At 44.9% G+C, this 26439-nt stretch carries 19 protein-coding genes and 1 tRNA gene; 5 read left to right on the top strand and 15 right to left on the bottom strand.

Annotation, left to right across the window (positions count from 1 at the left end):
* Window positions 1–396: 396 nt before the first annotated feature.
* The 3 genes from RH949_RS24035 to RH949_RS24025 form a co-directional block, all read right to left on the bottom strand.
* Window positions 397–1539, bottom strand: a complete 1143-nt coding sequence (locus RH949_RS24035) for an LptF/LptG family permease (RefSeq protein WP_446356676.1) — start codon at window positions 1537–1539, stop codon at window positions 397–399.
* An 82-nt stretch (window positions 1540–1621) separates the two neighbouring features.
* Window positions 1622–2350, bottom strand: a complete 729-nt coding sequence (lptB, locus tag RH949_RS24030) for an LPS export ABC transporter ATP-binding protein (RefSeq protein WP_006098580.1) — start codon at window positions 2348–2350, stop codon at window positions 1622–1624.
* A gap of 333 nt (window positions 2351–2683) precedes the next feature.
* Entirely contained in the window at window positions 2684–3199 is a 516-nt protein-coding gene (locus RH949_RS24025; RefSeq protein ID WP_006098391.1) for an LptA/OstA family protein, read from the bottom strand.
* Window positions 3200–3532: 333 nt separating this feature from the next.
* Between RH949_RS24025 and RH949_RS24020 the strand changes: the two genes are divergently transcribed.
* From RH949_RS24020 to RH949_RS24005, 4 genes are all read left to right on the top strand, one after another.
* A complete protein-coding gene (locus tag RH949_RS24020; protein ID WP_446356673.1) occupies window positions 3533–4132 on the top strand; it encodes a gamma-glutamylcyclotransferase in 600 nt (199 codons plus the stop codon).
* Between the two features lie 168 nt (window positions 4133–4300).
* Window positions 4301–10276: a protein kinase domain-containing protein gene (locus RH949_RS24015; RefSeq protein WP_446356671.1), complete on the top strand. Its 5976-nt coding sequence runs from the start codon at window positions 4301–4303 to the stop codon at window positions 10274–10276.
* Window positions 10260–10706: a response regulator gene (locus RH949_RS24010; RefSeq protein WP_006098453.1), complete on the top strand. Its 447-nt coding sequence runs from the start codon at window positions 10260–10262 to the stop codon at window positions 10704–10706. The genes RH949_RS24015 and RH949_RS24010 overlap by 17 nt, the downstream gene beginning before the upstream one ends.
* A gap of 10 nt (window positions 10707–10716) precedes the next feature.
* On the top strand, window positions 10717–11484 hold the full coding sequence (locus RH949_RS24005) for a response regulator (protein ID WP_006098669.1): 768 nt from the start codon (window positions 10717–10719) through the stop codon (window positions 11482–11484).
* 55 nt (window positions 11485–11539) lie between these two features.
* Here RH949_RS24005 and coaBC read toward each other — a convergent pair whose 3' ends face one another.
* The 7 genes from coaBC to RH949_RS23970 form a co-directional block, all read right to left on the bottom strand.
* Entirely contained in the window at window positions 11540–12739 is a 1200-nt protein-coding gene (gene coaBC, locus RH949_RS24000) for a bifunctional phosphopantothenoylcysteine decarboxylase/phosphopantothenate--cysteine ligase CoaBC (RefSeq protein ID WP_446356668.1), read from the bottom strand.
* The gene (gene isiD, locus RH949_RS23995) at window positions 12736–12948 is read right to left on the bottom strand and encodes a protein IsiD (protein WP_044204758.1); all 213 of its coding nucleotides are present in this window, start codon (window positions 12946–12948) and stop codon (window positions 12736–12738) included. The genes coaBC and isiD overlap by 4 nt, the downstream gene beginning before the upstream one ends.
* A 204-nt stretch (window positions 12949–13152) precedes the next feature.
* A tRNA-Pro gene (locus RH949_RS23990) sits at window positions 13153–13226 on the bottom strand.
* Window positions 13227–13416: 190 nt separating this feature from the next.
* Complete coding sequence (locus RH949_RS23985; protein ID WP_446356665.1) at window positions 13417–13788, bottom strand: DUF1818 family protein; 372 nt, start codon at window positions 13786–13788, stop codon at window positions 13417–13419.
* Window positions 13785–14378, bottom strand: a complete 594-nt coding sequence (locus tag RH949_RS23980) for a hypothetical protein (protein WP_446356663.1) — start codon at window positions 14376–14378, stop codon at window positions 13785–13787. Before RH949_RS23980 ends, RH949_RS23985 begins: the two co-directional genes overlap by 4 nt.
* A 475-nt stretch (window positions 14379–14853) precedes the next feature.
* A complete protein-coding gene (locus RH949_RS23975; protein WP_006098661.1) occupies window positions 14854–15315 on the bottom strand; it encodes a hypothetical protein in 462 nt (153 codons plus the stop codon).
* A 310-nt stretch (window positions 15316–15625) separates the two neighbouring features.
* Window positions 15626–15802, bottom strand: a complete 177-nt coding sequence (locus RH949_RS23970; protein ID WP_157453018.1) for a hypothetical protein — start codon at window positions 15800–15802, stop codon at window positions 15626–15628.
* 287 nt (window positions 15803–16089) lie between these two features.
* Here RH949_RS23970 and RH949_RS23965 point away from each other — a divergent pair, with 287 nt between their 5' ends.
* Window positions 16090–17361, top strand: a complete 1272-nt coding sequence (locus RH949_RS23965; RefSeq protein WP_446356661.1) for a lipid-A-disaccharide synthase-related protein — start codon at window positions 16090–16092, stop codon at window positions 17359–17361.
* Window positions 17362–17449: 88 nt separating this feature from the next.
* Here RH949_RS23965 and RH949_RS23960 read toward each other — a convergent pair whose 3' ends face one another.
* The 5 genes from RH949_RS23960 to nrdJ form a co-directional block, all read right to left on the bottom strand.
* Entirely contained in the window at window positions 17450–18160 is a 711-nt protein-coding gene (locus RH949_RS23960) for a hypothetical protein (protein ID WP_044204764.1), read from the bottom strand.
* A gap of 201 nt (window positions 18161–18361) precedes the next feature.
* Entirely contained in the window at window positions 18362–19378 is a 1017-nt protein-coding gene (locus RH949_RS23955; protein WP_446356658.1) for an NF038130 family PEP-CTERM protein, read from the bottom strand.
* 453 nt (window positions 19379–19831) lie between these two features.
* A complete protein-coding gene (locus tag RH949_RS23950; RefSeq protein ID WP_446356656.1) occupies window positions 19832–20755 on the bottom strand; it encodes an NF038130 family PEP-CTERM protein in 924 nt (307 codons plus the stop codon).
* A gap of 781 nt (window positions 20756–21536) precedes the next feature.
* Entirely contained in the window at window positions 21537–21761 is a 225-nt protein-coding gene (locus RH949_RS23945; protein ID WP_006098428.1) for a DUF167 domain-containing protein, read from the bottom strand.
* A 148-nt stretch (window positions 21762–21909) separates the two neighbouring features.
* On the bottom strand, window positions 21910–26412 hold the full coding sequence (gene nrdJ / locus RH949_RS23940) for a ribonucleoside-triphosphate reductase, adenosylcobalamin-dependent (protein WP_446356654.1): 4503 nt from the start codon (window positions 26410–26412) through the stop codon (window positions 21910–21912).
* Window positions 26413–26439: the final 27 nt, after the last annotated feature.

The raw sequence follows: 26439 nt of genomic DNA, 5'->3' as shown, positions 1-26439 counted from the left end.
TGTCTATAAACCAGCCTGGAGGCACGGGGTTATCGTGCAAGCTAAACCGAACTCCCAGATATGTTCAGCTTAGCTTGTTCGATGACTTCAGGGCTACTGAAAACCCAGACCTCAGCCGTTAGGCAGGTCTGGGTAGTTTATCATGCTGTTCGGTTGAGCTGACTTAAGCCCTCAACTAAAGTTGGGGCTAAAAGCACCAAACCCGTTGAAACGGGTTCAAAGAGTCATACTTTACAATACCAAATTCGAGGAACGCTACCCCGGTTATAACCCAGTCCGCGCAGGCGGACTTTGGCAAGTGTAGCAGCGATTACAATCGCCTCCTCTTGCAGGGGGTAATAAAGGCAGATTTGGTATCACCTCTTCAGGTTGAGGGGTTTGGAGACCAAACCCCTACTATCGGGCGGCTCGAATTAATAAAAATCCGCCAACCGCAAACCCCATCAGATTGGGCAACCACGCCGAGATTAAGGGAGGGAGGTAGTTACTCAATCCCAGAGCATCTCCGATCGCCATTAGCATATAATACGCGAAAATCACTAACACGCTAATCCCAAAGCCTGTCGCTTTACTGGTACGCTGAGGTTGATTGCCTAATGATCCCCCAACTAAGCCAAAAACAACGCAAGCAAAGGGTAAGGCAAATTTTTGACTGATGCGGATTTTGAGTTTGCGAATGTCCTCCTCATCCCCACTCTGGCGCTCTAACTCTAGGCGTTCTCTGGCTTGAGTGATGTTCATTTCATCGTAATCGCGGTCTTTTCGCGCCAAATCCAAGGGAATGCGAGGTAATTGTAGTTGTTGGTGTTCAAACCGCACGATGTTACGGTAGGAGGCATCCGGTGACACTAAATAAATCGTACCGTTATAGAAATCCCAAGTATTTTGCGCTACATTCCATATTGCGGAATCAGCGGTGACAATTTGGTTAAGACTTTGCTGAGACCAGTCGAGAATGGTTAAGCCCTTCATCCGCTCACCATCAAAATTTTGAGCGTAGAATAAGCGCTTGAGTGTTTTATCCTCTGCATATTCTCGATAGAAGATATTGCGCTCTTTGAAGGTGGGTTTTTCCTCTCCTAATGCCTTTTCTAAGGTTATCGTTGCTTGATAGTTAGAGGCGGGGACTACGTATTCATTAAATCCAAAGGTAATACCAGTCACAACTAAACTCAGTAATAACGCGGGTAGCACTAGGCGATAAATACTCACCCCGCAGCTTCGCAAAGCAATCAGTTCACTGTCGCTAGACAGACGGCTGTAGGTCAATAAGGTGGCTAACAGGACAGATGTAGGAAAAGCATACGCCATGAACTGAGGTAAACTCAACAGCAGCACCTTCAGCACCAATGTGGCGGGTAGTCCTTCATCCACCGCTCTCCGCATCAAGTCAAATAAGCTACCAATGGTTACCCCCACCGAGGAAAACATTCCCATCCCAAATAAAAATGGAGGAATGAGTTCGGTGATAATATAACGATCCATCACCGATACGCCAGGAATAAAGGAGAAAAGAGGTAGAGATTTACGGATCGTCATTCGTCATTCGTCTTATATCATTCGTCTTATGTTTATGTATGGGTTTGAGGGCTATTTACGAAACAGCGAGAAATAGCCAGGATTATTTTTGAAACTCATCACCCAAGTAATATTGTCGCACCAAGGGGTTGTTGTAAAGTTCTTCCGCACTACCCGATGCCAAAATTTGCCCATCTCGCATGATATAGGCGCGATCGGTGATGGCTAGGGTTTCGCGAACATTATGATCCGTAATTAAAACCCCAATTTCGCGATCGCGCAACCGGGCAATGATTTTCTGGATCTCAGCCACCGCAATCGGATCAACCCCAGCAAAAGGTTCATCCAAGAATAAAAACTTGGGTCCTTCTACGCCTGAAGCTAACGCTCTTGCCAATTCGGTGCGACGACGTTCACCCCCAGAAACCCGCCTCCCAATCGTATTCGCTGCTTTTTCCAAGCCAAACTCTTCGATCAACGTTCGTAATCGCCAGCGCCATTCTTGACGCGGTACACCCGTTTGCTCTAGCACCAGTCGCAGATTATCCCGAACCGTCAGATTACGAAATATACTGGGTTCTTGTGCCAAATAGCCAATCCCAAAACGCGCCCGCTGGTGCATCGGCTGCTTGGTGATGTCATTATCATCTAACCATACTGTGCCTTGATTGGGTTTTTCTAGACCAATAGCAATGTAAAATGTGGTCGTTTTTCCCGCACCATTTGGACCTAGCAGCCCCACAACTTCCCCTTGTGCCACCGATAGATTGACGCGGTTAACGATAGACTTTTTGTTATAGGATTTATGAATATTCTCTAAAACGATTTTCAAGAATAGCTACCTCAGTTGGAGAGTTATGTAATGTGTGCAGACGTGCCATGGCACATCTGTAGGGGCGGGTTGTACTATTATCGTTTCCTTTTGACCCAGATGTAACTAAACCCGCCCCGACCAAGTTTTTAGTCTGTAGGGGCGGGTTTCACTACTACCGTTGGCTGTCACCCAGATGTAACTAAACCCGCCCCGATTAGTGTTCAGTTGAAGGGTACTGACTGGTATGCTGGTGGGTTGAGCGAAGTCGAAACCCACCCTACGGTATCTCAAGGGTTTCGGCGCTAACGAATGACGAATAACAAATGACAAATAACAAATGACAAATAACAATTATGGATCACTTACTGGAGTTTTGAACACAGGTTTTGGATTAAACGGAGGAGTTACAGGCGGCGCGACAGGTTGAGTTGGAGCTTCTGGATCAGACACAATGTAGATCGATTCAACCTGTTGTTCAGTTTTCGGTAGAGCAACAAAGCGCCCTTCATCAATTAAATAGGTAATCGTTTCACCACGCAGACTATTGCCTTGTTGCAAAACATAAACATTCCCCGTGAGAACAATACGCCGTTCTCGACTAAAATATTGAGCTTGAGCCGCCGTTGCCTGAATTTGGCGAGCCGGATAATCAATTTGTACATTCCCCCGCGCTGTGACAACACCCGTTTGGGAATTCGCTTCTTGAACATCTGCCCGAACCGTGATGGCACGTCCATCACCCGTTTGGGCTTGGGCATCTTTGAGGGGAGTCGGAAGCGCGATCGCTCCCATCAGGCTAATTGGCAGTATCAGCGCTATGCCTAGACGCTGCTTCAGGTTAACCATATCAAATAAGCAGGACTTCATCAGTTTATTTATCAGCCATAAGTGTCGGGCAGATCCGAGAAGTCTTTCAACCTCAGACCTTTGTATTATACTACTGGCGATTCATCGGGAATTCAGTCTAGCTGTGCAAATACCTCATGGCTCTCCAGTAGGTGGGGACAATTAAAGTTAGCGGTGGAGATTAGGGAACAGTAAGGGTTTGAGGCTTGTTTACATAACTTAATCTAGTTAAGTTTATTTCCACCAACCTACTTACCCCAAGCCCATAACTGAAAAATCGGCTACAGTTCGTTCTCCTGACTTCGTTGAAAATATATTACCTTTGCCGTTTAGTATTGTAGTCTTTAGCCAGCGATGACAACTCAGCCGCGCGATCGCCAAGATTCGCCCTCACCGTCTCTTGATCCGTCTTCACCCGTAGCTAATGTGCTACAGTTTCCGCAGACTGAGCCAACCTTTTACTACTTTGCCTATGGCTCCTGCATGTGTCCGGTTGATTTAAAGCGATCGCTAGGTGAAAATACTCATGCTTTCGTCCTAGGTTCAGCCGTTCTCAACGGATATAGACTGGGATTTAACCGCAAATCAGCACGGCGTAACTGTGGTGTACTGGATATCGTCCCCGATGTAAACGCAATGGTTGAAGGCGTCTTATACCGCTTACCTGAGCGATTTAGTGATCCTCTTGATCACCGGGAAGAAGTACCCCGTGGTGGCTATCGACGAGAAACCGTAGAAGTGTCTCGTCAAGGACGAATCTATCACAATGTCCGGACTTATGTGGTTGTGGAAAAATTAGCCGAAGAATTAGCACCGAACGATTGGTATTTTAATGTTGTGCTGCGTGGGGCTATTACTTGTGGGCTAAGTGAATCCTACTGCTGGCAACTCTTTAACCACATGCACCAGCTTCAACAGCGTCACTGGCAAACCCAATCCTTACGTTCCGCGTAGGGGTTTGGTTACCAACGGTATAGGGGTTTGGTTACCAAACCCCTACTAAATCAACGTTTCGGTGGTAATCCGTCAGACAAGAGACAGTTTCGCCTCAAAATGCTACCGTTTTTAGATAGACGTACCATTCCTACGTCTGGAACAGCGCACTAATAGGGAAATCCCACCGTGATTATCCTTCCAGGTTACCAGATTCTCGCCAAAATATACGAAAGCTCTAATTCTATAGTCTATCGAGGTATCCGACAGGTCGATACTCAACCTGTCATTTTGAAACTTCTCCAACCTGACTATCCTACGTCTGAAGAACTTAACCGCTATAAAACTGAATATGAAATTACTCATAACTGGCAACTGGCGGGTGTTATTCACGCCTATGACTTACTCACTTATCAGAATAGGTTGGTAATCATATTTGAAGATATTGGTGGAGAATCATTAAACGTATTACTCAATACAACAAAATTTTCACTGTCCGATATTCTGGACATTGCGATTAAGATTACAGAAGGCTTAGGTCAAATCCACGCCGCTAATACAATTCATAAAGATATTAATCCATCAAATATTATTTTCAATCCGGTAACGGGACAACTCAAAATTATTGATTTTGGTATCGCGGTTCGCGTATCTAGCGAAAATCATTCGCTAAAACAATCGCCTAGTGTAGAGGGAACATTAGCCTATTTATCCCCAGAGCAAACTGGACGGATGGATTGTCCTCTAGATTACCGCACGGATTTTTATTCCTTAGGTGTCACTCTTTATGAACTATTAACCCATCATCTTCCTTTCGATAAAGATGAACCCATGGAGTTGATTTATTGCCATCTGGCTCAACAGCCTCTCCCCCCTCATATAACGTTGCAGTCAAACGTCGTAGAGGAGGAGGATAGGGGAGCAGGGGAAGACAAAAAAGATGGGGACGTTGACTCAAAACTTAGTCAGGGCGAGTTTGGCACAAAGGTTACCATCAATGACGAACAGAAAGTTCCTAAATTTATCCCTACAAACCTAGTTCCAGATGAGCCTAGCGTTGGGTCAATAGTCAACACTCAAGACTTTCCCAATCACCAATTATTGTGTCCTCAAGCCATTTCCAATATTGTCATGAAACTATTGGAAAAAATACCGCAAAAGCGATACCAAAGTGCTGTGGGACTCAAGGCAGATTTAGAGTATTGCTTAGAGCAATTAAAAACAACTGGCAAAATCAAAGAATTCCCCCTTGGATGTCAAGATCTGGGAAAAACATTGCAAATACCTCCAAAACTTTATGGTCGAGAACGTGAAATTCAAGCACTACTCGCCGCTTTTTCTCGCATCGCTTGTTATCCAAAGGGGCAAGGGGCAATAAATACCAAAAAAGGGCTGAGTGAAATCATTCTGATTACGGGTGATGCTGGCGTTGGTAAGTCCGCTCTAATCCAGCAAATTCGCCCCTCTATTATCCAGGAAAATAGTTATTTTATTACTGGAAAATTTGATCAATTTCAACGAAATACTCCTTGCTCAGCTTTGGTTAATGCCTTCTCCAAATTAATCCGAAAAATCTTAACTGAAAGTGAAGCAAAACTTAGGCAATGGCGAAAAATATTACTGGAAGCATTAGGTCGCAATGGAAAAATTATTATCCAGGTCATTCCAGAAGTTGAACTAATTATTGGTACTCAGCCTGAAGTACCAGAATTAGGATTGGCTGAATCCCAAAATCGCTTCCATTTAGTATTTCAAGCCTTCATGCGGGTTTTCTGTCAACCTGAACATCCTTTAGTCATTTTTTTAGATGATTTACAATGGGCTGATGCGGCTACCCTAAAGTTGCTGGAATTCATTTTGACAGATGACCCAATCCACCATCTATTCCTCATTGGTGCGTATCGAGACGATGAAGTTGATCCGAATCATGCTTTAATGATTAGCTTCGATAAAATTTGTAGTCTTGGCGTTATTCTCAACCAAATTATCTTAACCCCCCTGAACCGGGAACGAGTTATTGAGTTAATCTCCGAAACCTTACACAGAGATGCTCAATCTGTTACTGCTTTAGCAGAACTCATAGTGCGTAAAACCGCAGGAAATCCTTTTTTTATTAAAGAATTTATCAAAACCCTTGCCCAGGAAAATCTGATTTTCTTTAGTTCTTCTACCAACAAAGGTTCAGGTCAGTGGACTTGGGATATCGACCGGATTGAAGAAACGGCGATTACAGATAACGTGGTGGAGTTGATGATTGGCAAGTTAAAAAAACTTCCGGAAAGCACTCAACATGTTTTAAGTTTAGCCGCTTGTATCGGAAATCATTTTCAACTCGATTTACTTGCCAAAATTCATGAGAAAACTCCGAATGAAACCTGGGATGATTTATATCCAGCAATTCAGTTAGGATTAATTGAAGCCCAGGCGAAAAAATCGCAAAACTATTTTCATTTAATTCAATATTATAAATTTTCGCACGATCGCGTACAACAAGCGGTTGATGCTTTAATGGATAAAGCATCAAAAGAAACCGTTCACTGGCGCATTGGTCGGCTGTTGCTTGCCCAGCTATCCCCCTATCAAAAATATGAACGAATTTTTGATATTGTTGATCATCTCAATTGGAAAGCTTACGCGATTACCACCACTCACGAACGACTTGAATTAACTCGGTTAAACTTAGCGGCTGCCAAAAAAGCGAAGTCAGCAACGGCTTATACCGCCGCTAGAGATTACCTAAACTACGGACTATTAAGCTTAAGTGAAACAAGCTGGACTGACCAGTATTCATTAACCTTAAAACTTCATAAGGAACTCGCTGAAGTTGAATATTTGAATGGCGACTTTGACTCGTCAGAGCATTTAATTTATCAGTGTTTAATTCAAGCCAAATCCGTTATGGAACAGGCTGAACTGTATAACCTGCTTATTGTTCAGCATACCATGCTAGCCAACTATAAAGAAGCCATTCAAGTCGGACGCCAAGCCCTCAAAAAAATCGGTATCAATTTTCCCGACACTAATGTAAAAAGCGGCTTAAATCGTGAATTAGCTGACTTAAAACGAAATTTAGGAACTCGGCACATTGCCAGTCTAATTGATTTACCATACATGACCGACAGGGTGACAAAAGCGGCAGTAAATTTACTATTAAGTCTCGATCCGCCCACGTATTTCTTTGATCAAGATAGTTATGCGTGGGTTACGGTAAAACTCGTAAGTTTATCCCTACAATATGGTAATGCTCCGGAATCAGCTAAAGGCTATTCTAATTATGGATTACTCCTGGGTTCGCTTTGGGGAGATTATCAGTCTGGGTATGCCTTTGGTTTACTGGCTTGTCAACTGAGCAAAACGTTTAATCATCCAATTTATATCAGTCGCACCCATCATTTCTTGGCGACATTTTTGAATTCCTGGGTCAAGCCGATTCAATGTGCTGAGTCGATTAATCATGAAGCTTATCAGGCGGGAATGGACGCTGGGGATTTTCAATATGTTGGCTATATCTTAAACAATCAATTTCATAATGCCTTCAATCAAGGCTCAAGCTTAACCGATGTCCTTACCCAAGCGGATGCATTTTTGCACTTTAGCCGCAAAACTCAAAACCAATGGGTAACAGACATGATTTTAGCCTGTAAACTGCCTATTTGGAATTTATGTGGACAAACGGAAGCGAAAGAAGTGTTTGATACTGATGAGATGAGTGAAGCCAATTATTTAGCTAGCTGCCATACTTATCAGACGTTTGGTGGTCTTTGTACATTTTACAGTATTAAAGCCTGGGTTCTCTATCTCTACAACCAACCCGAAGCAGCACTTAATTGTATTAAGCAAACCGAAAAATACCTGCCCTTTATTCGTGGTTTATACATCCAAGCTGAACATAATTTTTATATATCCCTGATTCTAACTGCACTCTATCCTCAGGCGGCGGAGAGTCAACAAGCTGATTATTGGCAAACCTTGATTATTGCTCAAGTTCAGATGAAAGGTTGGGCAGACAATTGTCCAGAAAATTTTCGGCATAACTATGTATTAATTAATGCAGAAATGGCACGAATTTCTGGTCAAACGGAAAAAGCAATGGATCTCTATGATCAAGCCATTGATTTAGCTAAAACCAATGGGTTTATTCACCATGAAGCTTTAGCAAATGAACTAGCCGCAAAGTTTTGGTTGAGTAAAAGTAAAGTAAAGTTTGCTCAACTCTACATGCAAAAAGCACGCCATAGCTATCAACATTGGGGTGCCAAGCGAAAAGTTGAAGATTTAGAGAAGACTTATCCTGGCTTATTTACCGACGCCTTAACCTCGGTTAATATCAAAGATACACTTACCAATTCCCATACGAACTCAGTTTCGGGGAGTCATCTTGCCGCTGTGCTAGACTTGACCACGATCATTAAAACATTCCAAGCGCTTTCCAGTGAAATTGCCCTCGATAAGTTGCTGATTAGCTTAATAAAAATTTTAATCGAAAATGCTGGGGCGACACAAGGCGCTTTACTATTGGATTGGGATGGGCAGTTACGGATTGAAGCAACGTGTCGGGGAGATTTAGATAGTATTGCTGTCTTGCAATCAATTCCCTTAGAAACCAGCCAAGATATTCCCACCACGATTATCCATTATGTCAGCCGGACGCAAGACATTTTAGTCTTAAACGATGCCACGTCTGAGGATAGATTTATTACTGATGCCTATATTCAGCAAAATCAACCCAAATCTATCGTCTGTGCGCCCCTGCTAAATCAAGGACAATTAATTGGACTGTTTTATCTAGAAAATAATTTAGCGATCGCGGCATTTACGCCCGAACGAGTTGAACTGTTAAATCTAATATCAGCCCAAGCTGCGATTTCGATTAAAAATTCTCGTCTGTGGCAAAAACAAGCGGAACTTAATCATTCATTACAGGCGGAAATTGCCGAACGCAAACGCACAGAAACTGCTTTACGTAAAAGTGAGGGACTTTATCGAACCCTGACGCAAAACTTTCCCAATGGCAGTGTTTTATTATTTGATCGAGAGTTACGCTTCTTGTTAGCAGAAGGGGAGGGAATAAGGGCTGGCGGCTTTGAGCCGGAACAGTTAAAAGGAAAAACAATTACAGATGTCTTATCACCTGATGTTTGTAAAATCATCGAACCTCTGTATCAGTCAGCCTTAGCCGGAGAAACCAATGTATCGGAAATGATATTTGCCGATCGCACCCATCAAGTGTATACGCTTCCGGTGAAAAATGAGCAAGGTGAGATTTTTGCTGGGATGGTGATGTCCCAAGATATCACCCTGCAAAAACAAGCAGAACATATCTTACAAAATGCACGAGAAGAATTAGAACGGCGAGTCGAAGAACGCACCCAAGCCTTAAGCGCCATGAATAACGTCTTACAGACGGAAATTGCTGAACGTCGCGAGGCGGAAACAAAACTTAAAGAACTCACCCAGGAACTCCAACGATCGAATCAAGAATTAGAACAGTTTGCCTATATAGCGTCCCACGATTTACAAGAACCCTTACGCGCTGTGGCAAGTTATACCCAACTGTTGCAACAAGACTACCTGGATCAACTCGATGAATCCGCCCAAGACTATATGGCATTTATCATTGATGGTGCAACCCGAATGCGCCAGTTAATTCAAGCCTTGCTGATGTATTCTCGTTTGGGGACTCGTCCCCCCGAAGGGAAACCGACCGATTGTAATGCCATCCTACATCAGGTGACTGAGAATTTACAGATCGCGATCGCAGAAAGCCAAGCGACGATTAGCCACGATTCCCTCCCCACGGTTCAGGCTGATCCCACTCAAGTGATCCAACTGTTTCAAAATCTCATCGCCAACGCGATCAAATTCTGCCGCGATCGCCCCCCTCACATCCAGATTGAGGCACAATTAAGAGAGAATGCATGGCTGTTTCAGGTCAAGGATAATGGAATTGGGATTAAACCCAAATACCTCGACCGTATCTTTGTCATCTTCAAACGTCTCCATACCCGGCGCGAGTTTTCGGGTACAGGTATCGGTTTAGCCGTTTGTAAGAAAATTGTCGAACGCCACGGTGGACAGATTTGGGTGGAATCTCAACCTGGAGTTGGTAGCACATTTTTCTTCACCCTTCCCTATTTGATATCCTCCGATGAGCAGCCATTATAGATTTAGACCCATTGAAATTTTACTGGTGGAAGACTCCCCCAGTGACGCGAATCTGATCCAGATCAGCTTTAAGCAAGCTAAAATTGCCAACAACCTACATTGGGTGGAAGATGGGGAAACAGCCCTAGACTACTTACTCCAGCAAGGAGATTATGCTAACACTCCCCGTCCAGATTTGATTGTGTTGGATTTGAATTTACCGGGAATGGATGGTCAAGAAGTATTAACCTCGGTCAAATCAGACCCCACGCTCAAACGGATTCCCGTGATCGTTCTCACAACTTCAGAGGATGAAGAGGATATACTCAAGTCTTATGAACTTAATGCCAACTGCTATATTACCAAACCTATCGATATTCAACAGTTTATGCGAATGGTTCAGCTATTGGAGGAATTTTGGTTAGCGGCGGTTCAATTGCCCTCGGAGTGATACCAGTCCTATGGACAAACACCTAATTCATGTCCTGTTAGTGGAGGATAGCCCTAGTGATGCTCGCTTGCAGCGTCATCGATTTTCACGTTTAGACCCAACCGAATGGCAACTTCATCATGTTGAACGACTCGCTGATGCGATTGAGAGTTGTACGAATTTTCCCATTGATGTAGTTTTGTTAGACCTGAATCTTCCTGATGCTGATGGCTTAGAAACCGTTACCGAATTCCGAGAGGCGATTCCCTATCTGCCCATTGTTGTGTTAACGGGAGCCAATGACGAAGAATTAGCCCTAGGAGCAATGGCGCATGGGGCGCAAGATTATTTACTTAAGGATGATATTACAATTCCCTTATTAGTGAAAACGATTCGGTACGGGATTGAACGGGGACAAATTCTCAAAAAACTCCAGGATAGTGAACGACGTTTCCGGGGAATTTTCAATCAAACCTTTCAATCCATGATGTTGCTGACTCCAGAAGGGCTGATTGTGGATATCAATGAAACGGCATTAAATGCAAGTGGCTATAAATTAGATGATTTACTCGGTTTGCCCGTATGGAAACTGGAGTGTTGGAATCATTGCCCCTCTATACAGGAGTGGTTGAAAGCGGCGATTAAAAAGGCGGCTAATGGTGATTTGGTGCGACAGGACGTTCAGTTTCGCAAACAGGAAAGCGTCATGGTTCGCATGGATTTTTCGCTTAAACCGTTAAAAGATGAGGAGGAACGGGTTATTTTACTTATTGCTGAAGGACGAGATATTCATGAATAAGGCTGTTTGTAGTCAGCACGAAGCGTGCTAGCATTTTCAGGCACTTAAGTGCCTACTACAAACGTATAAAATTAAGCAAGGCGTGGGCGAGTTCAAGTTTGCTGCACGGTTGAACCGACTCCTGGCGTCCCTGTTTATTAATGAAAATGGCTTGATTGGTGTCGCTGGCAAATCCCACATTCGGCTGATCAATGGGATTGGCGGCGATCGCGTCTAAATTCTTGGCGTTTAATTTTGCTAATGCAGGCTTGACAATATCGCCAGTTTGTGCTGCAAACCCAATTAACTGCTGATGACTTTGTTTGCGCTGTCCGAGTTCTGCCAAAATATCGGGTACAGGTTCTAAAGCTAAGGCAGTGGGAAGCTGGGCTTTGGGTAATTTCTCTGAGGTATGATCAGCAGGTTTGACATCGGCGACGGCGGCTGCCATGATTACCAGATCCGCTTCAGGGAAATAAGATAACATGACCTGACGCATTTCAGCAGCGCTGACAACGGAAATTGCCTGAATATCGGGGGGAATGGGTTCGGTTAGAGGCGCATGAACTAACACCACTTTGGCGCCGCGATGCTTGGCGGCTTGTGCCAATGCCAATCCCATTTTACCTGTAGAGGGATTGCCAATAAAGCGCACGGGGTCTAAATGTTCTCTGGTGCCACCTGTACTAATTAATACCTGTTTGCCGAGTAAATCCCGCTTACCACCTGTGTATAACACTGAATAAATAGCAGCGAGAATCTCGGAGGGTTCTGCCAAGCGCCCTGCACCCACGCGATCGCACGCCAATCGTCCGGCATCGGGTCCCACCGTATGATACCTGGAATCGCTCAATAGGTGTTGCCAATTCCGTTGTACTGCCTGCTGTTCCCACATATCCGTGTTCATCGCTGGGGCAAGGAGTACGGGACAATGGGAGGCGAGAACGGTATTAGTTAATAAATTATCCGCTAAACCGTGAGCTAACTTACCCAAAGTGTTGGCGGTAAGGGGGGCAATCACGAATAAATCAGCCCATTCGCCCAACTCGATATGAACGGGGCGATTATGAATCGGTTGCCAAAATAGGCGATCGGTATACGCCTGATGGCGCGAGAGGGTGGAAATAGTCAGGGGGGTGATAAATTCTTGAGCCGCTTGGGTGAGAATCACCCGAACTTGCACCCCAGCCTGAAACAGGGTGGAAATAACCTGACAAACTTTATAGGCGGCGATACCACCGCCTATACCTATCAATACTCGCCGCGACTCATTCACGCTTCATCATACGCTTCTAGGTCTAGCAAGTAGAGGTAGGGTTCTGCCAAATCCGGACGTTGGAAGGCTAGCGCCCGCAGTACATGCCAGTCATCTAGTCCCGCAAACGCATTTTCATATTCGTCCTGTTCTAAACGTCCTGCTAATTCAGCAACATCCTGTTTCGTGAAAGCCGACAAATCACGCTGGGACATGGTTAACGTTGCCATTGTTCACGCCTCTCTTGAATCGGATTGATGTACATTGCACAGAGCGCTATTACCGCCGCGTTTCTATTATCGCCATTCAAGGACAGAACTGGGGACTTTTTTTGTTAAGGTTCTGGTAAGATTTTTCGGTTTGAGTCATGAATCCTTAACCATGAATTAACCCTAGAGAAATAAATATCTCCAGGGTCAATTCTTATCTTGCGATCGGAGCGGCGGGATTTGAACCCACGACCCCCACTACCCCAAAGTGGTGCGCTACCAAGCTGCGCTACGCCCCGTGAAACCTTTCCTAGATTATCATAAGATTCATCATTTTAACAACTTTCCCGAAACACGTTCTGACACAAGGGTTGGAGGGGAAGCACCATTGTAGAGACGCGCCATGGCGCGTCTCTACATAAATGATGTGTCCTAACAGCCATGGCGGTTGCTATATCTCTTTCATTCATAGCCCCCTCTGGAACTCTCTCAAAATACTTGTAGAGACTGAGCCGCTTGCCGTAAACCGGGAACGGCTGTGGCTTGCCAACTCCCCTCACAACGACGTTCCTGGTTCAAAATAAAGCGTAGTGTATAGGCAGAAGGATAACCTTCGACTTCCATCCAGAGCAAATCACTTTCGGCTTCACAGGTGATTTTCTCCTCATCGACTAACTCATCAGCGATGTCTTCAATAGCTTGAGCAAGCTGTGCTAACAATCGACAAAAATCGTCTAACTCCGTCTGAGTCAGCTCGATTGCCCACTCATCAGTACCCACTAACCCCTGATAATGAGTGGCTTGAGGATTCCAACCTAGACGCCAACCTGAGCCACTTTTGACAATTCGTTCCGTGGTCATTGGTCATTCTTTTCCAACCAATCTCGGGTTACCATCTCAACGGTATGAGGAGATACCCCAACCAACAGGGCAAAGGCTTCTACTAACAGGGCAAAGGTTTCATCTAGCATTCGGGAAATCGTTCCGGTGCCAAAGAAGCCCAAAAACTGATTCAAAATTGTCTGAACTCGTTGTTCAGGTATTGGGTTATTGGTTATTTGTATAGTTAACTGCACCCATTGGCGGCGAATTAAACAAGCACGTTTTCGCTCATCAGCTGATTCTGGAGTGAGTAAATTCAGATCTCCCACAGATATCACGAGCCGACAATCCTGATCAAATCTGCCCCCCACAGCAGCACCGGGTCCAGCAAACTCGGCATGATAACGTTTCCAGAGAATTAAACCATTTCGACGACGCGGATCAACAACTAATAACTGATTATTGAAGCCAAACTCTTCAATCATTGATGATTTAGGGGGTTTGGGTGGATAACCTGAACCTGATGCTTCTGTACTTAGAGTTTCCGATTCCGGGGATAAATTAGGTGAAGAATTTACTATCCAGGAAGGATTGGAACTCTCTAGAACTGGATTGGGGGAATGGTTCATGGTTACTCTGTCATGAGTTTACTCACTGTTTTAACTCAGCCAGTAAGTTGTATCATTGGTGTTTGCTTCGGATGAGTCAAATATTCACAAAACGTAATATCCTCCTCTGGAGCATTATTAAGGGACTTGCACCGTCAGCGCCGAATTTTCCCTCGACAGAGGGTTGACGACAGAAGGTTGAAACCATTGCATAAGACACACCGAGCGTGTTAAGCTGTTCGGCATTTAAACCTTAATATCAATAACGGCGAAAGCCTTGTAGTGCGTTAAGCGAAGCCATGCCGCAGGCTTTGCATCTTGCTCGCTACTAATACCCAATTTAAATGCATGACAGCTTACTGAGCGAAGTCGAAGTAAGTCGAAGTAAGCCGAGGTAAGCCGAGGTAAGCCGAGGTGTTGCCTATTCCACACCGAGCGAAGTCGAGGTGTTCCCTATTCCCTCTCCCCACCACAACACTTATTCCGCAGACCCTAATTAGTTCCTTGGCGAATCTCGAATCATCTGAATTGTATAAGGAAATACACCCACCAATAGGGCAAAGGCTTCGTCAGGTATTTTGGCAATTGTTTCGGCATCAAAAAAGCCCTCAAACTGACTCAGAATCTTCTGGGCACGTTTGGCTGATGTGGGATGATTGGTTATTTGTATCGTCAGTTGCGCCCACTGGCGGCGAATTAAACAAGCACGTTTTCGCTCATCGGCTGATTCGGGAGTGAGCAACCTCATATCCCCCACAGGTATCACTTGCCGACAATCATGATCAAATATTCCACCGACGGCGGCACCAGGTCCAGCAAACTCGGCGTGATAACGTTTATAGATAATTAAACCATTCCGACGACGCGGATCAACAATTGATAACTGATTATTTAACCCACATTTTTCAGTCATTGATAATTTTGGCTTTTCGGATGGGATATCTAAAGCCGATGTCATTGATGATTTGGATGGTTCAGGCGAGACACCTGAATCTAATGTCTCTGTGCTTAGTTGGTCCGACTCCGGGGATAATTTAGGCGAATGATTCACTATCAAAAAATGATTGGAACTCTCCAGACCGAGATTGTTGGGCTGGTTCATTGTTACTAGGGCAGGGGTTTACTCCTGTTTTAACGCAATCGCCGTTGTACTTATCCTACAAACTCCTAATCGTTGCCAATTGAGCTAGGATTGCATCCTCAGTATCATAGTCCAGCAATTCTGGTGCTGCTGCTGAGGAAACGGTTTCAGGCAAGTGAATTCGTTCTCACTCAATGGTACACTTCAGTGCTTCTGTTAAGAGGACGGGTTCAACATAACCCAATTCCTGGCGGATGCGGGTAGAATCGACCACCCAATGCTGTTCTAAATTGTAGGGCAAACTCCAACTGTCTGGCATCAGGGATGGCGACGCAATTACGACTTCACCCTTCCATCCAGCCACTTGTCCAATGCATCGAATCCGTTCTGCTGCCGTTGGAAATTGTGCCTCTGCTATATTTTGACATCCTCACCGCCCTACAAGGACGGTGATTCCCTACCAGTCGAACAGTATTAACTGCACGTACTCACACAATGACCGGAACTCATGCCATCACAGCAGACTACTATTCATCCTACTATAATAGGATGATTTCTCTGGAGAAAAAGCCGCCCTAGAAGGAGGGGACTTTAGACCCATTATTTCCGGTAAATTAATAGTGATATTACCAAATCACCGATAACCAAACTATGCAACTGCTGTGCATCAGCAACGGGCACGGAGAAGATGTCATTGCTGTCCGAATTTTACAGGAACTCAACGCTAGCCCAGATGCGCCCGAATTAGCCGCATTGCCATTAGTGGGTGAAGGTGCAGCCTATCGACAATTGGATATTCCGATTGTTGGACCCGTGCAAACCATGCCCTCTGGTGGTTTTATCTATATGGAAGGGCGTCACCTGCTGCGCGATGTGCAGAGTGGTTTGTTGAAATTGACATGGGCGCAATTGAAAGCGGTTCGCCGTTGGGCGAAACGCGGCGGGGTTATTTTAGCGGTGGGAGATATTGTCCCGCTTTTGTTTGCGTGGTTAAGTGGTGCCCCCTACGCCTTTGTGGGAACGGCTAAATCGGAGTATTATCTGCGGGATGAAGCCGGATGGTTACCGAATCGTAAGCGTCGCGAAGGATGGGCTGGTTCTGTGTATTTGCCATGGGAACGTTGGTTGATGAGTCGCAAGCGATGCAATGCGGTGTTTCCTAGAGATAAACTGACAACAGAAATTTTGCAAAAATGGTCAATTCCAGCATTGGATTTAGGGAACCCGATGATGGATGGGATTGAACCGGAACAGCCAGAACCGATATTCTATGAACCCGATGCCGAACAAAAAGAAATGCAGCGTCCTTTGATTGTTGCATTATTGCCTGGTTCGAGAATGCCAGAAGCCTACCAGAATTGGCAGAAAATCGCCCTAGCCGCAAATGGGCTATTGGATGCTTATAAGCAACGATCTGTGGTGTTTCTCGGCGCGATCGCACCCGCTTTAAGTCTTGACCCCTTACAAGAAACGTTGATAGGGTATGGCTGGCTTCAGCAGCCTCTGGAAGCCATCGACGTGAATCTGAAGTTGAATGATCCGAGTGCGATCGCCTTTACCCAAAAGAATGGCATCTTGATATTAACCCAAGACGACTATACCCTTTGTCTGCTCAAAGCAGACTGCTCCATTGCCATGGCGGGAACCGCAACCGAACAATTTGTCGGATTAGGAAAACCTGCGATCGCGATTCCGGGAATGGGTCCTCAATACACCCCCGCTTTTGCTGAAGCCCAAACCCGACTATTAGGACCATCCTTAATTTTAGTCGAACAACCAGATCGAGTCGCCCAAGTCCTACAGCAGTTGTTGCGAGACCCAGATCGCTTACAACTGATTGCCGACAATGGTCGCCGTCGTATGGGTCAATCGGGTGCAGCGCGACGCATTGCCGATTGTTTGATGGAACGGTTTGAGAAATAATTGGCTCTCCCGTACATAAGGTGATAAATTTTCCTTATATGTGTAGCGATTGGCTTGATTTGAAGAAAACCTAGCTTAATCGCTTAATTTAACTCACTTTCGCTCGTTTGCGTTTGGCGTTCAATAAACCTCCCCCCGCCAATAAACTTGCTAATAAAAATGAGGGTTCTGGAGCCGATGGAGTTTGTGTTGAAGAAAGAGGTTTTGCCGTTTGCGTTAGATTAAAACTTATATCAGCGTCAACCGGTATTGTTCCTGGAATCGGAATACCGATGGCAGCGACAGGAACGGATAAGGAGATACCTCCTTGACCTGTTACGATACATGTAGCTGACAAACAGGATTCAATTTCATTAAAATCATAGCCGTCCACAACCATTTCACCTGTGGGTGTGTCGTAAATGAAATTAAAATCCGATAGTTTATTGTTTTGAATATCAAAAACAGAACCACTTCCCTGAAAAGAAGTCAGTAAATCATCTTGATAAAAAAATGACAAGAATTCTGGAAAGAGATCTGACAAGGTGTCAGATGCATTTTTCCAAGGAATGGTTAACATAGTATCCCCTGTATCAGATAGCCTGCCGCTAAGGTTGTCAATATCGAAATCCTGGTCTATGGGTATTGTTACCTCATCCCCAGTAATATCAACACCGGGTAGATAAGGCAAATACTGCGATTGCACACTCAGATATCCAGAATACTTGAGATTGGTAACAGTAGCTGCCTCAACCGGAGCCATACCCACTGTTCCTAGAGCTATAGCTGTTCCAGCGATCACAATGGATAACCTTTTCATATTGGGTGTTCTCTGTTGTAGATATACGAGTTCCTTCTTAATCTATGAGATGTATAACCCTGATGAGGTAAAGTAACCGTGAAGTTTATATAAAGTTTTGATGAAGTTTTTGGATCGTCAAGTCGTGGGCAGGCGATCGCACAAAAAAAAGAGGGAGTTATCTCCCTCTGATATAATACAAACGTTCTTATCTGTAGCTGACTATTTTTTCTGCTTGCGCTTAGCAGCAAACATGCCACCCGCCGCCAACAGGCTTCCTAGTATAAAGGAGGGTTCAGGAGCCTTTTCCACTTCCACATTACTGGTTAGCTCAGGATCGTAGAGACCTGTATGAGACATCATATCCCCCTGTTCAAGCAACCCAGATTTTGCAGCGCTGAAGCTGTAATGGTAGGTAGTCTCTCCCTCATAGGTAATCTTGACAAGTTCAGCAGCTTGCACGGGTCGGTCACCCCAGACCATTGACAACATACCTTTCTGCTGATCGGTTAAATCATCAAAGATTAGGTCAACGGCATCATAGTGCCCCGCTAGCCCAACCTCTAGACTTCCCGTCATATCATCCATTTCAACATAGGCGATATTCGGATCGCTGAATCGTTGAAATCCACCCTTATCCCGGAATTCGTTGAACAGACTCTCTTTACTATTGGGAATTGTGGGCATAAACATGTTTGCCATTTCTAGCAAACCATTGGTGATGCCATAGGAGGTTAAAGCCGCCTCAAACCACTCGTTCGCCAAATTCAAATTATCGCCATTATCGTTATAGCTAGTATCCAAGGTTTCCCCAAACCAATCTGTTGCCGTCAAACTGCTCAGGGTAATGCTTTTGTCCCCCAGATCACCCGTTAAGCTAGTCACCGTGGTGTAGTTCAAGAATTCATCAAAGGATAATCGTTCACTATTTGCGAATAGCTCAACATTGCCCCCTGGTTCACCTTTGTTACAACTGTTGCTGGGTATGAACGCTCCTCCAACTGAGCAACTTCCTTGCAAGACTGTTTCCAAATCAGCATCGTTGTTGAGCTTGGTAAAATCCGCCGTCGCTGTAGGATCTGGATTGGGGACGTATTCGTAGATGAAATAGTCCACTCCCTTTTCACCCGTCACTTTAGGGTTAGTCAGAGATGCAGCCGACGCTGGATTGGTGGCGATCGCACTGACACCCACGGCAACTGATGCCCCGACGAGCAGTTTCTGGATATTGATTTTCATTGCAGTATCTCCGTGACTTTATAGGTTGAGCCTTCTTAACAGCACATACACAGGGTTAGGCTTTGGCTAACCCTCTTTTGGCTCTAATAACCTCTGGTTGTCCTCTAACAGGTGATGTCTTCAGCCCTTGAGCTTTCGTCGCCTGCACACACATTTCCTCATCTCTTTATAAAGTTTACATGAAGTTTCGCAAAAAATCGATAAAGTTTTGATGAAGTTGTAGACATTTTATTTTATATGTGCTAATCACTACTCAACTAAATATATATAAAATAATCTAGCAAACAGTATACCTTTGGTAACATTTTGTAAAAAAATGGTGTATTTCCGCCGAAGTATGCATACTCACCGACAAAAATCAGATCTTCAAACCACAAAGGGAGCCTGTTGGCTCCCTAAAAACTGATCTAACTGATCTAATTGTTACAAGCGTCTATCTCAGCGACATTTGACCTAAGATTTTTTGCTCTGGCGTTTGGCGGCGACTAAACCACCTACGCCAATTAAGCCGAGCAGAATCGACGGTTCTGGCACGTCAACTGGATCAAGCGTAAACTGTGGATCGTAGACTCCAGTGTGCGAATGGGTTCCATCGTTGGACGAAAGGGTAGAATCAGCCGCACTGAAGGTGTAAGCATAACTTGTTCTACCGTTATGAGTTACTTTAACGACCTCACTGGCTTGCAATGGTATCCCAAATTGTACGGAAGAGACGCCTAATAACATGTGTCTCGCGTCTAAGTGACCTGCTAAACCAATATCCACTGTGCCGTTATTATTATTGACGTAGCTGATATTCGCGTCACTGAACCGTTGAAACCCACCGCTGTTCAGGAATGTGTCGTATAAACTCTCTTGGCTGTAACCCAACAAGCCAAGTAAACTATCGTTAATATTGTAGGCATCCAGGGCATCACTAAACCATCTATTGGCTAATGTATTTGCTCCATAGCCAGTTTTTAAGTCTTCTCCAAACCAGTCCACTGCCGTAAGGCTACTCAGTGTCATGCTTCTACCATCATCAAACGTCGCTTCTAAACTGGTAACTTCATCATGCGCCAAAAATTGATTCAGGTTGAGTTGTTCGCTGCTGGCGAATAATTCTAGGTTTCCACCGGGTTCACCAGGGTTACATTCGTAATCAGGACTATAGGCGAAAGCACTGCAATTTCCTTGTAGGAGAGCATTGATATCGGCGTTTGGATTGGCTACCGTTGTATCCAATATGTCATCATTATTCGTATCGATCGCCTCATATTTAATAATGTCTGAACCAGAGAGAGTAAATGTTGTTGCGGAAGCGGGGGCAGTAGCAAGCCCAGTGACACTGGCAAGAATTGATGCGCCAACCAGTAATTTATTCAGATTGCTTTTCATGATTTCTTTCCTTACTTAGTTATTGAGTGGTGACAAAGCCAGCCGACTCTCAGATATTTTGTATTATAAAAAGCTAAACTATGCCAATGGGTAAAGCCCGTGTAAAACTTCTATAGGCTTCTGTGAAGATTTTGAGAAGATCAGGAAAACCTAGTGCAGCGCGGCAGAAATAACTATCCAGTTTTAAAAGGTGCAACAGCTTACTGTACAAGCTTTCTTTCCTTCTGTATCCTGCGTTCTGCCTTCTTGCACTAAGTAGTCGGACAAAAGAAAACGGCACTGTACTAAGTCTTGTAAATAGTCCTCAAACCCTTACTGTTCCCTGTTTCCTGTTCCCTAATCTCCACCGTTAACTTTTATTGTGTCCATTTAATTTTTGTAACGTTTTTCCCCAGTTTACTGGCAAAAACATTGAGATTTATGAATCATTCGATCATGTTCTTCTCGTCAGTTATCATTTCCTTTTACCTTGCAACCTTGTAGTGTGAGCATCTTGCTCGCTACCCATTTCCAATCTAAATGCATGACAGCTTGATCTTGTCAAAATCTGGCGCGGGAACCTAGTGCCGCTTGGGAACAATACTTGAGCAGCTTCGTAGATACGATGAAGCTGGGGGAGCATGTAGAGACGTAGCATGCTACGTCTGGGAAGCTGGGGGAGATATTAGCGGTTCAGTTATTCCTGCCTTCTTGCACTAGGATATCTGATTGAATACGCTGAATTAAGCGTTTTTAGCACTAAAGCGCAACTACGAAATCGATCTCAAATTTGAAAACAATTCTAATCTGCAACAATTTCAATTAATTTTATTTTAGACGACAACCCTGATTTAATCTGAACTTGAGACTTGGTAACATTGAACTTTTCAGCCAATAGCTCAATTAACTCCTTATTCGCTTTCCCATCCACAGGCGGCGACTTCAGGTTCACTTTTAAAGTCCCATCCGCCATTTCTTCTATCGATTGGGTTTTCGAGTTGGGTTTAACTTTTACCGATTTTTTCATATCCACCTGTAGGGACAACCCGCTTGCATTGGTGTTCACTTAAGCTCAAAAATCTTCAATACCTTGAGTTTATCCCTCCCTAACCCTCCCCTTGCCAAGGGGAGGGAACTCAAATGGTTTTAGTCGGGAGGTTTATCCGAACGATGAATTATGAATTCGGTGTCTGTTCTGGGAACATACATTTATCCGAATCACAACCCACGGGTCCGGCTTCCATTAATTCGCCAGCATCATATTTCTCCAAAGCCGAATAGAACTCAGAGACTTTTCGTCGCTGTTGTACTTCTTCCATCAATTGGTTGTATGTGGCTTTATCAATCGGCTCAAAAGGCAAACGGGGGAAGGATTGATGGTCATCAAACCGCGCCAATAGCGCCGCTGAAATATACCCTTCATCATTTTGAATCGCTTGGTAAATCCGCTCTCCTAAGGGTTCAACTTCATTAACGCGCAATTCCCAGGTGGACGATGTATTGTGTGTCACATACCAGCGCTGAACTTGCATGGCAAAATCCATTTGAGCCAATGCCGAAAACTGACTGATATCAATTTCATCAGCACCGGGTAAATCTGCCCAGGATACAGCCACGGGAATTTCCACCAGCCATTCCGAACAGGCTTCAGCAAAGGGATCATTTAATAGATTCCCGTTTTCATCTTTATCGGATTGGGATGGCGTGACATTGTACCCGTATTCCAGACAAGCTAACGCCACCGGATCATTCTTTCTGAATGTAATTCGGCGAATAAATCGCTGTGCCTTAGGAGGATGCCAACCCGGAGATGCGCCTGTGAGTAGCGATTTTGTTCCAGACGGTTGCACGGTTGTACAGCGATTGGGGCGTTTAATCCCATGCTTATCGCAATACTCCCACACTACCCGATGCACAATATCGCGCCACCGGGTTAAATAGGCTTTTTCTTGTTGCTTAAACTGTACACCTTGATCCGTATCGGGGCGCCCTTCTGCCCACCAGTGTAACCAGTCTGCGCCAAACGCCTTGACAAAGAAATCGAATAATCCGGTGAAGGATACGCCGACAATGGGGTCTAATTCCCGTGATTTTTGATATCGTTCCTCAACAAATTCATGGTTGAGTAAAATGGCAACGGAAAGCGCCCCCGCACTAAAGGCTTCCTCTTGTTCCTTCTCGTTATTCGGATCAATTTGATTCAGGTGAATTTCGGCTAAATTACAATGGAATACTGAGCCGATAATTTCACCGCAATTGTGTGCGACAATGCCATTGGCATCGAAGCGAGAGACACCTGGAACGGTGCAATCGTAAACGGATTCGATACCAGTAGGAGAAACCGACTCAACGGTGACAACAAAGCGTTCCCGGTTTAGCTGACGCTTGTATCCGTTGAGTAAATTATCCAACTTTTGCTGTTTTTCCGGCTGACGGAAACCCACGCGATCGCGGAATTCAATCAGGTTGTCGTTAGCTATTACCAATTTGGGCTGATTTTGATCAACCGTAGAAACAATTCCCAAGCGCAGCAGCATCCGCTGTACGGCTTGCAGTAATTCAAGATTATGTTGGGCTAAACGCACGCTAATGCCTTTGATTGGCGTTCCTTGCACGCTACCATTGGCATCAAATAAGCCTTGTAGGAATCCCTGATAAAACTCGTAGCTGGCTTGTTCAACTTCTGGCGTCACTATTTTTTGACCGCGATGAATCTTGAACTGGGCGGCTAGTTTCGCTAACCCACTTGACGCCACTTGCTGTAAATCCGGTTGGCGATCAGAATCACCCCCTAAATTTACAGTACAAACACCATTGTTTTGGAGGGTTGCTACTTCAGACTCTGCCATTTTGACATGAGAGTCACCCCAGAATCGCACGATTGCTTGAGTTTGGGCGAGTGATCCGTCACCAACGAGACTCCCTAATAACCATCCTTGGTTAAATGTTCCCACACCTTGCCAAGGCTGAATTCCTCGGTGATTGTGCAAGCAGACGCGATCGCCTGGTTTCAATTCCTCAGCCGCTACCCATTCGGTATATTGACGCTTTTGGGTTTGGGCGCTAATACGCAAAATTTGATGGTTTCCTGTCAGACGTAGGGAAACCCCCTCTTTTGTGGCTAGGGTGAAGACGGCGCGATCGCCCGTATAGAAAAAGCCATCGGCTGTTGTGCTAAACAGTTCCCCATTCACGTAAGTTCCATGTTGTTTCCCGATTAAATCGTTAACTTGGCGGGGACCAAATTCCGTATGCACCCAAGTATCAGCCGTCACGCAGGGATTTAAGCCAAACCGCTGCAAACGATGCTCAATTTCATCGGGGGTCAAATTCGGATACTTTTCCTGTAACCAGTGACTCGCTTTTCCTTGTTCGTAGGCTTGCAGAAACTCTTTTCTCAAGGCTTGAGTATCTAGCAAATCACAACTTGCTCGTGCTACGGCTTCTCCCGCCCATTGAATCGCACCTTCACCGGAATAATATTGTTTGCGAACGGCAGCAATACATTCATCTAAGGTAGGCTTATGATGAAAAACACGGGAATGATTTGCCATCCTCAACGCATCACGTTCCGGATCAATCCGCCAATTTCCATGTTCATCTTGTTGCCAAAGGTTATCCTTAGCATTAACAAACTTTTCATCATCACTAACCCCTTGGCGCATCCCCGCACTATTAGACACCAGAATCCCTTCGCAGACAAATTCATGAATCGTTGCCACTTCAATGTCATAGGTTGGTGCGGTGCGAACGTTAGTTTCTACAGACTTAACTTTGACGGGAATTAACTCCGTAGATTCCGGAACCAATCGCTTTACGGTTGGGGTAATGACTTGCGTTTCACCTGTTCCATAATTATCGCGATAGGTACTGACCAAAGGTTCCACTATGTCTAGGGGAAATCCATGATCGTGAAACGATTTGGGGCGTTGTCGTTGTCGTTCACTAAAGGTACTGGAGTCAGTAGACATGAAGGTTTGTACAGCTAAATCAGCCGATTCACCGACAGTCACTAACTCACCTTCCCATTTCCCTGTGCGCTTACGAATTGAGGCACACAACCGTGTGGCAATTCCCAAAGAGGCATAGAGAGTCTGGATTTGCCGCAAAAAGTCGGGATGAACGGAAGTGACTAAAACTCCTTGAGAATGACATCCATCAGCATCCGCTAAACCGGCTAAATAGGCTTCCCGAATCGTCTGAGTTCCCAATAAGATACAGTCGGGTACAGAGGGTGAGGTAAACGGCTGCTTAAACTGGGAAAGATACTGATTCAGGGCGGCAGAATTGAGTTGTAATTCAAAGGTCTTTGTTTTTCCCTGTTCTGGTGTTCTTAACGTATGAGTGGGTAACCCAAACTGTTCAGCCACCGCAATCAAGCGTTCTAGAATTTGCGGACTATCTTGGTGAATCCGCAAGGGAACCCGCCAACCATCAGAACTGACTAAACCCTCTCCTTGTAAATACCCTAAGAAATATGCCACCTCTGACGTTAACGCTGGCACGGTGATTGGTTTATCATGGGAACTTCGTTTCCCTTTTAATTCCGGTAACTCTGTTGGGGTTCCCGGAATTGTCTGGGGGACAAAGACTAAGCGATCGCCTGGTTTCAAGTCTTTGGCTTTAACCATTGTGTAGTTGCCATAAATGTCGGTTAATACAGCAACTTTATGGTCAGGGGTACAGTCTAAATAACCATCCTCGGTTTTAATTCGACAGAGGGATTGAACGCCTTGATCAAAGAAGTTGGTTACCGGATAAAACCCGTTACTGGTTAAAACGCGATCGCCAATCCGAATTTTTTCAATGGCGACTAATCCCGACTCCGTGTGAACCAGGGAACCTTCGGGTAAACAACGCCTGACGTTTCCGGCGACAACCACGACAGCGGCTTCATCAATTAAAAGACAGCATTCGACTGAATTTAATTGCCGTCCCACGGCTTTATTTAAAATCGCCGCACATCGCTGATACAGTTCTGGTAATTTAACCGGATTTGCCACCCCGCCAAAGCCTTTTAGGGATTCTCCGGCGGGACGGATATCACTCACATTAATGGATACCTGAACTTCACCAGAAAATCGTTCATCTGTGGATAATTCCAACAGACTTTGATAGGACTGAACCCACCCTTGACGGGAGTCCCCGACATAAATGGTCACCTGATTTCCATCAATTTTGACCTCGGTTTTTTCCCGGCGTTCCTCCGATGGTGTTGTACCAATTTCCCCCTCTAAGATTACATGCAGATGATTACGAATTGGGGGTAACTGGTTAATGTATTGGGGTTCCAAAACCGCCCCTGTGCCGCAGCCCATCATGGCGAGATCCATCATTAAGCCAAAGGCACGCCAGTCTAACACATTCGTAGACGTACAATTATAAGCGCCAGAGAAATTCTCCGGATTTTCCAGCCAATCGGTGCCTCCGACCCATAACCAGCGCCCGGAGGGTAAACTTTTAATCTGGTGCATCATCTTCTCCAGCAGGGCGGTTTCTGCGGGAGTCAGCTTACCCAGTTTGCTTAAGCCTTGGATAGTGCGATCGCACACCTCCTTCCACGTCTCTCTACCCTTAGCGGTGCGGCGGCTGTAGGTTCGGAAAAACACCGGATTTGCCGTCGGTGCCGTTTCCGGAAAATCACCATTGATGCGTTCCCGTTCAAGCTCTCTTACCATCTGATAATCTGCTGTTAATTGTTGCTA

This window comes from Coleofasciculus sp. A1-SPW-01, assembly GCF_040217205.1.
In the GTDB taxonomy this organism is placed as follows: Bacteria; Cyanobacteriota; Cyanobacteriia; order Cyanobacteriales; family Coleofasciculaceae; genus Coleofasciculus; species Coleofasciculus chthonoplastes_A.
This window is presented reverse-complemented; position numbering and strand designations above follow the sequence as displayed.

Coding starts and splice junctions, on each gene's coding strand:
- RH949_RS24035 (WP_446356676.1), bottom strand. CDS start 1,539: ATGACGATCCGTAAATCTCTACCTCTTTTCTCCTTTATTCCTGGCGTA.
- RH949_RS24025 (WP_006098391.1), bottom strand. CDS start 3,199: ATGAAGTCCTGCTTATTTGATATGGTTAACCTGAAGCAGCGTCTAGGC.
- RH949_RS24020 (WP_446356673.1), top strand. CDS start 3,533: ATGACAACTCAGCCGCGCGATCGCCAAGATTCGCCCTCACCGTCTCTT.
- RH949_RS24010 (WP_006098453.1), top strand. CDS start 10,260: ATGAGCAGCCATTATAGATTTAGACCCATTGAAATTTTACTGGTGGAA.
- RH949_RS24005 (WP_006098669.1), top strand. CDS start 10,717: ATGGACAAACACCTAATTCATGTCCTGTTAGTGGAGGATAGCCCTAGT.
- isiD (WP_044204758.1), bottom strand. CDS start 12,948: ATGGCAACGTTAACCATGTCCCAGCGTGATTTGTCGGCTTTCACGAAA.
- RH949_RS23985 (WP_446356665.1), bottom strand. CDS start 13,788: ATGACCACGGAACGAATTGTCAAAAGTGGCTCAGGTTGGCGTCTAGGT.
- RH949_RS23980 (WP_446356663.1), bottom strand. CDS start 14,378: ATGAACCATTCCCCCAATCCAGTTCTAGAGAGTTCCAATCCTTCCTGG.
- RH949_RS23975 (WP_006098661.1), bottom strand. CDS start 15,315: ATGACATCGGCTTTAGATATCCCATCCGAAAAGCCAAAATTATCAATG.
- RH949_RS23965 (WP_446356661.1), top strand. CDS start 16,090: ATGCAACTGCTGTGCATCAGCAACGGGCACGGAGAAGATGTCATTGCT.
- RH949_RS23960 (WP_044204764.1), bottom strand. CDS start 18,160: ATGAAAAGGTTATCCATTGTGATCGCTGGAACAGCTATAGCTCTAGGA.
- RH949_RS23955 (WP_446356658.1), bottom strand. CDS start 19,378: ATGAAAATCAATATCCAGAAACTGCTCGTCGGGGCATCAGTTGCCGTG.
- RH949_RS23950 (WP_446356656.1), bottom strand. CDS start 20,755: ATGAAAAGCAATCTGAATAAATTACTGGTTGGCGCATCAATTCTTGCC.
- RH949_RS23945 (WP_006098428.1), bottom strand. CDS start 21,761: ATGAAAAAATCGGTAAAAGTTAAACCCAACTCGAAAACCCAATCGATA.
- nrdJ (WP_446356654.1), bottom strand. CDS start 26,412: ATGGTAAGAGAGCTTGAACGGGAACGCATCAATGGTGATTTTCCGGAA.